13 protein-coding genes are annotated in these 13,010 nt (G+C 77.5%); 5 read left to right on the forward strand and 8 right to left on the reverse strand.

What is annotated here, in order from left to right:
• The first annotated feature begins 266 nt into the window (after positions 1-266).
• A complete protein-coding gene (locus DMP17_RS16260; protein WP_337829954.1) occupies positions 267-956 on the forward strand; it encodes a TVP38/TMEM64 family protein in 690 nt (229 codons plus the stop codon).
• 4 nt (positions 957-960) lie between these two features.
• On the opposite strand, the gene DMP17_RS16265 is transcribed toward DMP17_RS16260, so the two are convergent.
• Genes DMP17_RS16265 through DMP17_RS16275 form a run of 3 tightly spaced genes read right to left on the reverse strand, consistent with a single transcriptional unit; the run spans position 961 to position 4,120 of the window.
• Positions 961-1,752: an endonuclease/exonuclease/phosphatase family protein gene (locus DMP17_RS16265; RefSeq protein WP_337829955.1), complete on the reverse strand. Its 792-nt coding sequence runs from the start codon at positions 1,750-1,752 to the stop codon at positions 961-963.
• An 8-nt stretch (positions 1,753-1,760) separates the two neighbouring features.
• Complete coding sequence (locus tag DMP17_RS16270; protein ID WP_337829956.1) at positions 1,761-3,326, reverse strand: FAD-dependent oxidoreductase; 1,566 nt, start codon at positions 3,324-3,326, stop codon at positions 1,761-1,763.
• Positions 3,323-4,120, reverse strand: coding sequence for a carotenoid biosynthesis protein (locus DMP17_RS16275; RefSeq protein ID WP_337829957.1), 798 nt, complete (start codon positions 4,118-4,120; stop codon positions 3,323-3,325). The genes DMP17_RS16270 and DMP17_RS16275 overlap by 4 nt, the downstream gene beginning before the upstream one ends.
• 127 nt (positions 4,121-4,247) lie before the next feature.
• Between DMP17_RS16275 and DMP17_RS16280 the strand changes: the two genes are divergently transcribed.
• Complete coding sequence (locus tag DMP17_RS16280; RefSeq protein WP_337829958.1) at positions 4,248-5,387, forward strand: glycosyltransferase; 1,140 nt, start codon at positions 4,248-4,250, stop codon at positions 5,385-5,387.
• Complete coding sequence (locus DMP17_RS16285; RefSeq protein WP_337829959.1) at positions 5,384-6,937, forward strand: phytoene desaturase family protein; 1,554 nt, start codon at positions 5,384-5,386, stop codon at positions 6,935-6,937. The genes DMP17_RS16280 and DMP17_RS16285 overlap by 4 nt, the downstream gene beginning before the upstream one ends.
• On the opposite strand, the gene DMP17_RS16290 is transcribed toward DMP17_RS16285, so the two are convergent.
• Complete coding sequence (locus tag DMP17_RS16290) at positions 6,837-7,517, reverse strand: CDP-alcohol phosphatidyltransferase family protein (protein WP_226365680.1); 681 nt, start codon at positions 7,515-7,517, stop codon at positions 6,837-6,839. The genes DMP17_RS16285 and DMP17_RS16290 overlap by 101 nt on opposite strands.
• 36 nt (positions 7,518-7,553) lie before the next feature.
• Between DMP17_RS16290 and DMP17_RS16295 the strand changes: the two genes are divergently transcribed.
• On the forward strand, positions 7,554-8,366 hold the full coding sequence (locus DMP17_RS16295) for a YhjD/YihY/BrkB family envelope integrity protein (RefSeq protein WP_226356188.1): 813 nt from the start codon (positions 7,554-7,556) through the stop codon (positions 8,364-8,366).
• A gap of 25 nt (positions 8,367-8,391) precedes the next feature.
• Here DMP17_RS16295 and DMP17_RS16300 read toward each other — a convergent pair whose 3' ends face one another.
• On the reverse strand, positions 8,392-9,186 hold the full coding sequence (locus DMP17_RS16300; RefSeq protein WP_062402044.1) for an SDR family NAD(P)-dependent oxidoreductase: 795 nt from the start codon (positions 9,184-9,186) through the stop codon (positions 8,392-8,394).
• 154 nt (positions 9,187-9,340) lie between these two features.
• Between DMP17_RS16300 and DMP17_RS16305 the strand changes: the two genes are divergently transcribed.
• Positions 9,341-9,973, forward strand: a complete 633-nt coding sequence (locus DMP17_RS16305) for a TetR/AcrR family transcriptional regulator (RefSeq protein WP_226356187.1) — start codon at positions 9,341-9,343, stop codon at positions 9,971-9,973.
• Positions 9,974-9,982: 9 nt separating this feature from the next.
• Here the strand turns inward: DMP17_RS16305 and DMP17_RS16310 are convergent, their stop codons facing one another.
• Genes DMP17_RS16310 through DMP17_RS16320 form a run of 3 tightly spaced genes read right to left on the reverse strand, consistent with a single transcriptional unit; the run spans position 9,983 to position 12,951 of the window.
• Positions 9,983-10,771 carry an IclR family transcriptional regulator gene (locus tag DMP17_RS16310; RefSeq protein WP_337829960.1) on the reverse strand — a complete coding sequence of 263 codons (789 nt, stop codon included), beginning with the start codon at positions 10,769-10,771 and terminating at the stop codon, positions 9,983-9,985.
• Positions 10,772-11,977 (reverse strand): cytochrome P450, encoded by a 1,206-nt coding sequence (locus DMP17_RS16315; RefSeq protein ID WP_337829961.1) that lies wholly within the window; start codon positions 11,975-11,977, stop codon positions 10,772-10,774.
• A gap of 26 nt (positions 11,978-12,003) precedes the next feature.
• Positions 12,004-12,951 carry a PDR/VanB family oxidoreductase gene (locus DMP17_RS16320; RefSeq protein ID WP_337829962.1) on the reverse strand — a complete coding sequence of 316 codons (948 nt, stop codon included), beginning with the start codon at positions 12,949-12,951 and terminating at the stop codon, positions 12,004-12,006.
• Positions 12,952-13,010 lie beyond the last annotated feature (59 nt).

Raw genomic sequence — 13,010 nt, forward strand, 5'->3', positions numbered from 1 at the left:
GTGGCGCCGTCGGAGCACTGAGCTGTACCGGACGGCCGAACGGTGACGGCCCTGCGGCGCGCCACCCGTGAAGACGAGTGTCGATGGACCGGGAGCGCCTGCGTCGGCAGGACCCGGGTCCGTCACCGTAGCCGCCACCGGCGCCGGGTGTCCAGGGCGCGGCCCGCTCCCCGGCGGGCCGGCGTCCCGGCGGGGATACTCGCGACGATGCCGACAGCACCGGAGTTCCCCCGGGCCTCCGGGCCCCGACCGCCCGCCGGAGCCCGGTGACCGGGCCCGTCGTCGCCCGCCTCTGGCGTCCCGTCCTGCTCGTGGCGCTGGTGGGCGTCGCGGTCGTCGTCGCGATCGCCGTCGGGGTGCCCTCGGTGGAACAGCTCCGCGACGGCCTGGCCGGGACCGGGTGGGCGGGACCGCTGCTGTGGGCGGCGCTGTACGCCGGGCTGTCGCTCACCCCGGTGCCGGTCAGCCTGCTCGCCGTGCTCGGCGGGGTGCTGTTCGGGTTCGGCGAGGGGCTGCCCGCGACGCTGGCCGGGAAGTTCGTCGGCGCGGCGGTCGGGTTCGCCCTGGCGCGGCGGCTGGGCCGGGACACGGTGCTGCGGCTGGTCGACCGCTCGGGCCGGGGCGCGGAGCGGATGGCGGTGGTCGACGACCTGGTGCGCCGGCGCGGCCTCCTGGCCGTGGTGGGGGTCCGGCTCGCGCCGGTCCTGCCGTACTCGGTGCTGAACCTGCTGTGGGGGCTGACCGCGGTCCGGTTCCGGCACTACCTCCTCGGCACCGTCCTGGGGGTCACCCCGGGCACGACGGCGCTGGTCGCGGTCGGCGCGTTCGGCACCGACCCCGGGTCGCTGCCGTTCCTGGTGTCGGTCGCCGGGCTCGCGGTCGTCGTGCTGACCGGGCTCGTCCTGGCCCGGCGCCGGCTGGCCCGCTCGCGCGCCGACCCGCCCGCGGACGGCTGAGGGCTCAGCCGGGCTCGACCGTCGCGGCGACGGCGCGGTGGTCACCGACGTCGATCTGCAGCACGGCCGGGTCCCGCCCGGTCAGAGCGCCGAGCGCGATCAGGTGGTCGAGCTGGGCGCGCGGCGTCGCCGCCGGGAACGTCTGCCCGTCGACGAGCCGACGGCCGCCGGTCACCATCGCGGGGAGCGAGCCGGGCAGGTTCAGGTCCCCCGCGACGAGCACCGGGCCGGGCAGGCGCTCGGCCCACCGGCGCAGCGCCCGGAGCTGGCGGACCGCCGTCGGCGGGGCGAAGGACAGGTGGGTCGCCACCACCGTCAGCGTCCCCAGCTCCGCGGCGACGGCGGCGCGCGGCTCGTCGGGGAACCAGGCGAGCCGGGTCCCCCCGCCGGGGGCGGGCACCGGCACCGGCAGCCGGGCCCGTCCGGCCCCGAAGCCCAGCACGTGCCAGCGGCGCACCGGCAGCCGGGAGAACAGCGCGACGCCGTAGCGCGGCCCGGGCGCGGGGTCGCCGGGACCGCGCAGGACCGGGGGGTCGAGCGGGATCCACGACGGCAGCGGGTCCGGGCGCGGCTCGCCGTGCATGGTCGCGGCGGAGCGCCAGTCCACGGCACCGAGCCCGGCCGCGAGCAGCGACGGCTGGTCGTCGCCCGCCGAGCGGGACTGGCCGGTGTCGACCTCCTGCACCGCGACGACGTCGGCGCCCACCCCGGCGACGGCCGCCCCGAGCGCGGGGCCGGTCAGGTACCGCCCGCCCGCCCCACGTCCGGAGGCGAGGTTCAGCGACGCGACCCGCACGGCGGCGGTCAGCGGGCCGCGGCGTGGCGTCCGCGGGCCCCGCGCAGCGCCGGGACACCGGCGAGCAGCCCGCGCTGCGGGATCCCGTCGACCGGTTCGGCGGCCGCGCCCAGCTCGGCGAGCACGTCGTTCGCGGCGAGCACCCCCGACATCGACGAGCGCTCCATCAGCCCGGCGAGGTACGGCGTCTCCACGAAGTCACCGGCCACCCGCAGGCCGCGCGCGTCGGTCCGCACCCCCGGCCGGGTGCCCGCCGTCCCGGGCGGGAACGCGGGCGCGGTGGCCTCCAGCCGGTCGTGCCGGTCGAGGACGGTCGCGTCCGCGGTCTCGGGCCACAGCACGGCCAGCTCGGCGCGCAGCGCGGCCGCGGCGGACGCCGCGTCGGGCTCGGCGCAGGAGTAGGAGTGCAGCTCCACCACCGATCCGCCGGTCGCGGCGGCCCACCGGGCCGAGGGCTCCTCCAGCCGGGAGTAGACGGTGACCGAGTCCAGGGTCGGCTGCCCGCTGACGGCGCTGAACACCGCCCGGCCCGGGTCGACGTCGCGGTCCAGCCACAGCCTGCTGACCGCGAACGGGGGCGCGACGTGCAGGGCCGCGCACTGCGCGTGCAGCCGCGGCGCCGTCGTCGCCAGCCCGGGTGAGCCGGTGACCACCGCGCGCAGCGCACCCGGGTCGAGGGCGAGCACGAGGTGCCGGGTGGTGGTCGCCCCGGGGCCCTCGACCCGCCAGCCGGCGCCGTCGGGGTGCACCGCGGTGACCCGCGCCCCGGTGCGGACCTCCGCCCCGAGGGAGGTCAGGTACCGCCACAGCGGCTGCCACACGGCGGTGGCGTGGTCGGTGCGCGGGGCGTCGAACGCGATGCCCTCGGGGTTGCCGAGGAAGTAGTAGTGGAACATCGCGACGAGCTCGGCGGCGGACAGGTCGCCCTGGTTGCAGAAGAACGACCGGGCGAACGCCTCGAACAGCATGCTGCGGGTGCGCTCGGTCATCCCGAGCCGGTCGAGGAAGGACGCGGCGTCGACGCCGTCGAGCTCGGCGGTGGTGGTGGCCCGGTCGTAGGCGAGCAGGGCGCGTCCGGCGTCGGGGTCGGCGGAGGTGAGCTCGCGGCGCGACAGGCTCCTGCTGCGCAGCGCCAGCGCGAGCAGGTTGAACGGCGGCGCGGCGGGCAGCCCCGACAGGTCCTCGTCGGGCCACCGCGCGGAGATCACCGGGTAGTGCCCGACCGGGCGCAGGAACGACAGCTGCGGGTCGGCGCGGCGCAGGATCGACCGCCAGGTGTAGTACTGCCGGAAGAAGGCGTGGAAGCCGTGCTCGACCTGCTGGACGGTGCCGTCGGGCAGGGTGCGCGGCCAGGCCCCGAGCCGTCCGCCGAGGTGGTCGGCCGCCTCGAGCAGGGTGACCCGCACCCCGCGTTCGGCCAGCACCACCGCCGCGGACACCCCGGCGATCCCGCCCCCGACGACGACCGCCTCCGACCCGGCGGGCACCTCGCGGGGCAGCAGCGGGTCGGGGGTCACGAGTCGCCGCCGGCGCATGCGCAGGGGCGCGGCGCGGTGGCGCAGCGGATCGGTCACGGGGTCCCTCCGGGACGGTGGGCGGCGCGGTCGCGGCGCAGGACGAGCGCGTACGGGACCGCGACCAGCCCCATCAGCACCCCGCCGACCAGGGCCGAGCCGGGCAGGCCGAAGAACACCAGGTGGGCGAGCACCGAGGAGGCGTAGACCCACAGGTACAGCGCGGCCGCGGGCCCCGAGCGCCGTGGGCCGTCGGGCAGCGCACGGTGCAGCGTCCCGACGATCAGCAGCGAGACGACCAGCCAGCCGGCGTAGTTGGTCAGCGGGATGCCGGGCACCAGCGGGAGGCCCGGGTCGGGGTGCGCCCAGACCCAGTGGCCCGCGTCGACCATCTGCGGGTCGAGGAACACGTCCCAGGCGGCCAGGGCGAACGCACCGACGGCGACGGTCCCCGCCCCGCGCCGGGCCAGCGCCCTGCCCACGACGAGCGCGGGCCACGCCATCATCGCCCAGGCCATCGGCACGACCAGCGGGACACCGGCCACCTCGGCGCCGAGGGTCCCGGTGTAGGCGTAGGCGCCGAACGGCCACCCCGTGGCCAGCCCGACGGACTCCGCGACCAGTCCCCCGCCGCCCGCGACGCCGAGCAGCACCAAACCGCCCCGGGTGCCGTGCACCCGGACGACGTCGGCGACCGCGGCCAGGAAGAACACCGCCACGCTCAGCACCGTCACCGACGTCCGCAGCGGGGCGGGGGTGAGCGGGTAGAGGATCTGCACGGTCACCGCTCCGGCGACCAGCACCCAGGCGGGCAGGGTCGTGCGCAGTGCCCGGGGGGCAGCGGCCAACGCCACGCGGGAACCTCCACACGATCCGGTCGGGGGATGGTCCCACGGTGCCACCACCCGGGCACGCCCGCGCGTCGTCCGCGGCCGCGGCGACGTCGCGCGGCCGGGCCGCCCCCTCCGTAGGGTCGCCTGCGTGCTCCTCCGCCGGCCGCTGCGCGCCGTCCGTCCGCTCGTGGCCGCCGGGTCCGTCCTCGCCGCGGCCGGGACGGTGCAGGCCTGGGTGAACCGGGCCGGGCTGCGCCGCCCGCCCGCCGCGCCGCCGACGGTGGCCGTGCCGGTGTCGGTGCTGGTCCCGGCCCGCGACGAGGCACACCGGATCGCGCCGACGATGCGGGCGCTGACCGGGCAGCGCGGGCTGGCCGACGTCGAGATCCTCGTCCTCGACGACGGCTCCACCGACGGGACCGCCGACGTCGTCCGTGCCGCGGCCGGCGGCGACCCCCGGCTGCGGGTGCTCACCGGCACCCCGCCCCCGCCGGGGGTGCTGGGCAAGCCGCACGCCTGTGCCGCGCTGGCCGCGGCCGCCCGCGGCGAGATCCTCGTGTTCGTCGACGCCGACGTCGTCCTCGTCCCGCACGCCGTCGCCGCCGCGGTGGCGCTGCTGCGCGACCGGGACCGGCCGCTGGACCTGCTGTGCCCGTGGCCGCGGCAGGTCGCCTCCGGCCCGCTCGGCCGGCTGGTGCAGCCGCTGCTGGCCTGGTCCTGGCTGACGACGCTGCCGCTGGCCGTCGCGGAACGGTCCGGACGGGGGTCGATGGCCGTCGCGAACGGACAATTCCTGCTGGTCGAGGCGTCCGTGCTGGCCCGGGCGGGCGGCTGGGACGCGGTGTCGGGCGCCGTGCTCGACGACATCGGGCTGGCCCGGGCGGTCCGCGCCGCCGGGGGCCGGACCGGCATCGCCGACGGGTCGCAGGTCGCGTCCTGCCGGATGTACGCGACCGGCGCGGAGCTGCGGGCGGGCTACCGCAAATCGCTGTGGGCGGCGTTCGGCTCGCCCGCCGGGGCGGTCGCGGTCGGCGCCGGGCTGGTGCTGGTCTACGTGCTGCCCGCGCTCGCCGCGCTGACCGGGTCACGGGCCGGGCTGCTCGGGTACGCCGCCGCCGTCGCCGGGCGGGTGCCCGCCGCGCGGTGGGTCGTCGGGCCCTCGGGCGGCGGCGGCACGGTCGACGCGCTCGCCCACCCGGTGTCGGTGCTGGCCCTGCTCGGGCTGCTCGCGTCGTCGTGGGCGGGCCGGCTGCGCGGCACGCTGAGCTGGAAGGGGCGTGCGCTGTGAGCCGGGTCGTGGTGGCCGGCGCCGGGCTGGGCGGGCTCGCGGCGGCGGCGCGGCTGGCCGCCGCCGGGCACACGGTCACCGTGTTCGAGCGGGCCGACACCCCGGGCGGGAAGCTCGGCGTCGTCACCCGGGACGGGTTCACCTTCGACACCGGCCCGTCGCTGCTCACGATGCCGGACCTGCTCGCCGACCTGTTCGCCGCGACCGGCGGCCCCGCGGACCTGCCGGTCACGCCGGTCGACCCGGCCTGCGGCTACGTCTTCGCCGACGGCACCCGGCTGGACCTCCCGCACGCCGCGGCCGCGGTCCCGGCCGCCCTCGACGCCGCCCTGGGCGACGGCGCCGGCGCCTCCTGGACGGCGCTGCACGAGCACTCGCGACGGCTGTGGGACCTCGTCGGGGAGCCCGTCCTGCGCCGCCCGCTCACCACGGCCGCGCTCGCCCGGATGAGCGCGCGGCCGGCCGACCTGCGCGCGGTCGCACCGTGGCGGACCCTCGACGGGCTGGGCGGGCGGCTGCTGCCCGACCCGCGGCTGCGGACCTGGCTGAACCGCTACGCCACCTACTCCGGTTCCGACCCGCGTCGCACACCGGCGGTGCTGGCGGTGACCGCCTTCGTCGAGCAGGAGTTCGGCGCGTGGTGGGTGCCGGGCGGGCTGCGCCGCATCGTCGACGCGGTCGTGGACCGCTGCGTCGCCCTCGGCGTCACGCTGCACCCGGGCACGGCCGTCGACGAGGTCCTCGTGGAGCGCGGCCGGGCCGCCGGGGTCCGGGCCGGGGGCCGCAAGGTGCGCGCCGACGTCGTCGTCTCCGGGGTCGACGCGCACGTGCTGCACGAGCGGCTGCTCCCCCGCGACGTCGCGCGCCGGGCCCGCAGGCGGCTGCGCCGCATCCCCCGGTCGACGGCCGGGTTCGTGCTGCTGCTCGGGCTGTCCGGCCGGGAGCCCGGGCCGGCGCACCGGGTCTGGTTCCCGCGCGACCAGCACGCCGAGTTCGACGCGATCTTCGGGCGCGAGCCGCGCCCGGTGCCCGACCCGACGGTGTACGTGCACGCCCCCGACGACCCCGCGCTGCGCCCCGACGACGCCTCCGAGGGCTGGTTCGTGCTGGTCAACGCGCCCCTGCACGACCCGGGGCGCGGTGTCGACTGGGACGCTCCGGGGCTCGCGGAGCGCTACCGGGACCGGGTGCTCGGCGTGCTCGCCGCCCGCGGCGCCGACGTGCGCGACCGCCTGCGGTTCGCCGAGGTCCTGACCCCGGCCGAGCTGGAGCGGCGCACCGGCTCGCCGGGCGGCGCGATCTACGGCACCGCCTCGCACGGCCCCCGGGCCGCGCTGCGCCGGCCCGCCAACCGCGGCCCGGTGCCGGGCCTCTACCTGGTCGGCGGGTCCGCGCACCCGGGCGGCGGCATCCCGCTGGTGCTGATGTCGGCCGAGATCGTCGCCGGGCTCATCGGCCCGGCGGGGACTCCGGGAACCGCGGCGGCGTCGTCCGGACCACGCCCACCGCGAGCTGCACCAGCCCGATCGCACCCAGGACCGTCCAGGTGAGGGCGAAGACGGTCCCCCACGACACCCCGACCAGCGGCGGGCCGGCCGGGAGCACCGCCGCACCGAGTGCGGGCAGGGCGACCACGACCAGCCGGGTCGGCCGCTCGGCGACGGTCACCGCCCCCACCCCCGGCATGCCGACCGACTGCGCGCGGGCCCGCAGGAACTCGTGCACGAACACCAGCGCGAGCGCCGCGAGGACCCAGCCGGGCGGGGCGCCGAGCGCGACCAGCACCGCCCCGAGCAGCAGGTCCCCGAGGCGGTCGGCGACGGCGTCGACCACCGCGCCCAGCGGCCGGGCCCGCCCGGTGCGCAGCGCGACGGCGCCGTCGAGGCCGTCGAGCACTCCCGCCGCGACGACGAGCAGGGCCGTCACCGCCGTCCACGGCGCCCCGGCGAGCGCGACCGCCCACGCCCCGGCCAGCACGACCACACCGGACAGCGACAACACGTCCGGCGGGACCCGGGCCACCGGACCCGCGGAGAGGACCCGCACCATCCGGAGCCAGCCGCGTACCACCGGGGAGGGCCGGATGCCGCCGTGCAGGGCCGACCAGCCGTCGTCGTCCCCGGTCGTCATCGGACCAGCGTGCCAGCGCCGCACCGGGGGCGCGCCGTGAACCGGGCGCGCGCGATCGCGCGTCGGCTCGGGAGCACCTTCCCCGGCAGCGACATCGCGCTGTGGGCCGCCGGTGCGACCTACTTCGGGGTGATCGGGCTGGTGCCGCTGGCGATGGTCGCGCTGTGGGGCGTCGGCGCGCTGGCCGGGCCGGAGACGGTGACCACGGCGATGGAGGCGGCGATCGGCGGGCTCCCCGGCGGCCACGGCACGCCGGAGGCGCTGCGCACGCTGGCCGCGGTGTCGCTGTCGATGGCCTGGTGGCAGGCGCTGGTCGTGCTGTTCCCGGCCAGCCTCTACGGCGAGGGGCTGCGCCGCGCGTTCGTCCAGATGTCCGCGACGCGGGACCGGCTCACCGGCTGGCGTGGCCGCGCCGGGCTGCTCGGGGTCGCGGCGGTCGCGCCGTTCCTCGTGCTGGTCGTGCTGGGCGCGGCGCCCTACGTCGGGCCGCTCTACGCCGCGGGTGGCTGGTCGCTGGTGTGGGGCGTCGTCGTGGCGTTCCACGTGGTCTGGGTGACGCTGTCGACCGCGCTGCTCGCGGTGTTCGGCCTGGTCGGGCCCGGGCACCTGCGGCGGCGCGCGCTGGTGCTCGGCGCGTTCGGCACCGGGTCGGTGCTCGCCGGGTTCCTGCAGGGGTTCCTGCTGTTCCTGGCCATCCCGATCGAGTGGTCGGCGCCGTTCGCCGGGCTGCCCGTGGTCGGGACGGTGTCGGCGCTGGCGCTGTGGCTCTACCTGCTGCACATCCTGGTGCTGTGCGGGTTCCGCGCCACCGTGGTGCTCGACGAGGTCCTCGCCGCCCGGGACCGGTGATCCCGGGCGGCGGGGACCCGGCGGGTCACATGCCCATGCCGCCGTCGACCGGCAGGCCGGCGCCGTTGACGAACCGGGCGGCGTCGGAGGCCAGGAAGGCGACCGCGTCGGCGATGTCGGCGACCTCGCCGAGCCGGCCCGACGGGGTCAGCTCGACCACCGCGCCGACCGCGGCCTCCGGGCTCTCGAACAGCCCGAGCCCGGCGGTCTCGACGGCGAGCTTCTGCCCCATCGCGGTCGGGACGAGCCCGGGGTAGACGCAGTTGACCCGCACCCCGTAGCCGAGCTTGCCCGACTCCATCGCCGCGACCCGGGTGAGCCGGTCGACGCCGGACTTGGTCGCGGAGTAGCCGCCGATGGAGGGGAACGCGATGGTCGCGGCGACCGAGGCCACGTTGATCACGGCCCCGCCGCGGCCCGCCGCGCCTCCCGGGCGCATGGCGCGGAAGGCGTGCTTGATGCCGAGCATCGTGCCGAGCAGGTTGACCTCGAGCATCCGGCGGACGTCGTCGGGCTCGGTGTCGACGAGCAGCTGGGTGACCTCGACGCCCGCGTTGTTGACGACGACGTCGAGGCCGCCGAACCGCTCCACGGTCTCGGCGACGGCGGCGGTCCACGAGGCGTCGTCGGTGACGTCCAGGTGCACGAACCCGTGCTGCTCCCCCAGCGACTTCGCGAGCGTGCCGCCCGCCTCGTCCTGCAGGTCGGCGACGACGACCCGGCCGCCCGAGTCGGCCAGCGCGCGGGCCATCCCCTCGCCCAGTCCCTGCGCGCCCCCGGTCACGAGCACGGTGCGTCCGGTCAGGTCGATCTGCGTCACGGCGACTCCAGTGTCGATCGGTGATGTGGGCCACACCCTGCCGCGATCTCTGACCAGTTGTCAAGATATCGTCGGGCGAGCGTCCAGAACAACGGCGTCGGGGGCGCAACGGTCGGTTACAGTGGCTCCCGGGCGGACGACGGAAGGGGGCCGCGTGGCACGGGCGAACCCGGTCGACAAGCACGACGCGCGCCGCCGCGCGCTGGCGGACTCGGCCCTGCAGACCCTCGGCGAGCTCGGCTACGCCCGGGCGTCGCTGCGCGAGATCGCACAGAACTCCCCGTACAGCCACGGCGTCGTGCACTACTACTTCGCCGACAAGCTGGAGCTGATCGTCTACTGCGTGCGGCAGTACAAGGCGGTCTGCGTGACCCGCTACGACGGCGCCGTCGCCGACGCGACGACGGCCGACGGCCTGGTCACCGCGTTCGCGGACAAGCTGTGCGAGACGATCGTCGACGAGGCCCCGATGCACCGCCTCTGGTACGACCTGCGCGCCCAGAGCATGTTCGAGCCGAACCTGCGCGAGGCCGTCGGGCAGATCGACCGCACCCTGGAGGACATGGTGTGGCGGGTCGTCACCCGCTACGCCGACCTCACCGGCACCGCGGTCGCGCTGAGCCCGCACGCCGCCTACGGGATGGTCGACGGCGTGTTCCAGCAGGCCCTGCTGGGGTTCCTCACCGGCGACGACCCGCACGCGCTGGACACCCTGCGCGCCGAGGTCCGCGACCTGCTGCCGCTGACCCTGCGCCCAGTGCCGGTCGGGGCGGGCACCGGGGCCTGAGGCCGGCGCTCAGCCCGGCGCGGCGTCTTCCGCGCCGTGGGCCCGGGCGATGCCGTGGGCGCGGGCGATGCCGTGGGCCGCGGCGCGCAGCGCCGGGACGAGGGTGCGGGCCCGGCCGTCGTGCGGCTGCACCGTCGACAGCGCCGCGACGACGGCCCCGTCCCGGCCGCGCACCGGGACCGCGACGCCGGTCGCGTCGGGGTGCACGTGGCCGTCGGTGACGACGTGGCCGTCGCGCCGGACGCGGGCGAGCAGGACCCGCAGCCGGGCCGGGTCGGTCACCGTGGCGGGGGTCCGTCGTTCCAGGGGCGCCGCGAGCACGCGTTCCTGCTGCTCGGGCGACGCGTGGGCGAGCAGCACCAGCCCTGAGGACGAGACGTGCAGCGGCAGCCGCCCGGCGATCCGGGTCAGGTTGACCACCGCCCCGGGTGCGGAGAGGCGTTCGAGGAAGATGACCTCGTCGCCGTCGAGGACACCCAGCTGCACGTGGTGCCCGACGACGGCGTGCAGGTCCCCGAGGAACGGCAGCGCCGCGGCCCGCAGGGTCAGCGTCGGCGACGCCCGCTGCCCCAGCTCCCACAGCCGCATCCCGATCCGCAGCCGCCCGGAGCCGGTGCGGGTGAGTAGCCCCTGCTCGACGAGCTGCCCGACCAGTCGCGACGCGGTCGCGACGTGCAGCCCCGAGGCGCGGGCGATCTCGGCGACGCCCAGCTCGGCCCGCCCGGGCTCGAACACCGACAGGATCCGCACCGCCCGGGCCAGTACCGGTTCGCCCGCGACCACGGGTGGAGTCTGCACCTAGGCGGGCGTGACCCGCAGCGGCATCGACGCCCAGGCCCGCATGGTGTTGTTCGGCCGCCGGCGCGGCGGACCGGCGGGCTCGATCGTCGCGACCCGCGCGGCGAGCGCCCGCAGCACCGACTCGGCCTCCAGCCGGGCGACGTGCTGGCCGACGCACTGGTGCAGGCCCATCCCGAACCCGACGTGCCCGGACGGGTCGCGGTCCAGGTCGAACGCGCCCGCGCCGGGCCCCCAGTGCCGCGGGTCCCGGTTCGCCGACCCCAGGAACAGCAGCACCTTGCGCCCGGCCGGGACGCGGACGCCGGCGAGCTCGGTGTCGGTCGCCGTCGTGCGGAAGAAGGTCTGCACCGGTGACTCCCAGCGCACGGCCTCGTCGAACGCGACGCGGGCGAGCCCCGGGTCGGCGCGCAGCCGCGCCCACTGCTCCGGGTGCGTGGCGACGGCGTGCAGCACCGCCGCGAGCCCGGTGACGGTGGTGTCGACCCCGGCCGACAGCAGCGACCGCACGACGAGCGGGGCCTGCTCGGGGGTGATGTCACCGCGGTCGGCGGCGGCCCAGATGTCGGCGCCGAAGCCGTCGGCGGCCAGTGCCTCGCGGGCGCACTGCGCGTTCACCCAGGCCGAGAGCTCCCCGAGGCGCGGCAGCTTCTCCTCCAGCAGCGCGTTGCGCGGACCGAACGCGTTGAACAGCAGGTCGCCGTAGGGCAGGAGGTTCTCCCGGCCCGCCTCGGGCAGCCCGACGGCGTCGGGGAACACCCGCAGCGGGAACGCCTCGGCGATCGCGGGGACGGCGTCGAACTCGTGACCGCCCGCCAGCACCTCGTCGACGAGGGCCTCGGCGTCGGCGGCCCAGCGGTCCCGCAGCGTGCGCAGCGCACGGGGGCCGAGGACCGTCCCGAGCACCCGGCGGGGCGCGTCGTGGTGCGGCGGGTCGGCCTCCAGCAGCAGCGACGGCGGCCGCCACGGCGCCTCGGTGTGGAAGTTCGCGAGCCCCACCCCGGCACCGGACCGGAAGGACTGCCAGTCGACGAGTGCGGCCCGGACGTCGGCGTAGCGGCCGAGGGCGAGCACGTCGTGGCGGGTGAGCCGGACCAGCGGGCCGGCCGCGCGCAGCTGCTCGTGGAACCCGATCGGGTCGGTGAGGACCCCGGGGTCGAACGGGTCGACGTCGGTGGTGGGCACGTGGTCGAGCGCGGCCGTCATGGGCGCTGCCTTCCGGTCGGGTCGGGTCAGAGATCGAGGACCAGACGCGGTCCGCGCGAGCGCGAGACGCAGACCAGCATGCGGTCGGCTGCGGCGCGCTCGTCGTCGTCGAGGACGGAGTCGCGGTGGTCCGGGTCGCCCGCCAGCACGGTCGTCTCGCAGGTCCCGCAGGTGCCCTGCCGGCACGAGGACAGGACGTCGACGCCGGCGTCGGCGACCGCGTCGAGGACGCTGCGCCCGGGTGGCACGGTCACGTCGGTCCCGCGGCGGGCGAGGTGGACCGCGAACGCGGTGTCGCGGACCGGGCCGGTCGCACGCGGGACGAAGCGCTCGGTCCGCACCGTGTGCGACGGCCACCCGGCCGTGGCCTCGGCCAGCGCCGCGAGCAGCGGGGCGGGACCGCAGCCGTACACCCGGGTGCCCGGTGCGGGCCGTCCCAGGAACCCGGGGAGGTCGAGCAGTCCCTCCTCGTCCTGCGCGACGGTGCGGACCCGATCCCCGTGGGCCGCGAGCTCCGCGGTGAACGCCATCGACGCCCGGGTCCGGCCGCCGTACAGCAGCGCCCAGTCCGCGCCGAGCAGGTCCGCCGTGGTGATCATCGGCAGGATCGGGGTGATCCCGATGCCGCCCGCGACGAACAGGTAGCGCGGGGCCGGGACCAGCGGGAAGTTGTTGCGCGGCCCGCCGAGCCCGATCTCGTCGCCGACCGCGAGGCGATCGTGGACCCAGGCCGAGCCACCGCGGCCGGCGGGCTCGCGCAGCACGGCGACGCGGTAGCGGTGGGCGTCCCACCGGTCCCCGCACAGCGAGTACTGCCGGGTGTGCCCGCCGGGCAGCACGAGGTCGACGTGCGCGCCGGGGGTCCAGTCCGGCAGCCGCCCGCCGTCGGCGGCGACCAGCTCCAGCGACACCACGCCGTCGGACTCCCGGTGGCGGCTCGCCACCCGGACCGTGCGGTTCCCGGCACCGGTCACCGTCGCTCCCCTCGTCGTCGAGGAGCCGAGCATCCGCCGCGCGGCCACCGCCCCGGAAG

Source organism: Pseudonocardia sp. TMWB2A, assembly GCF_017312135.1.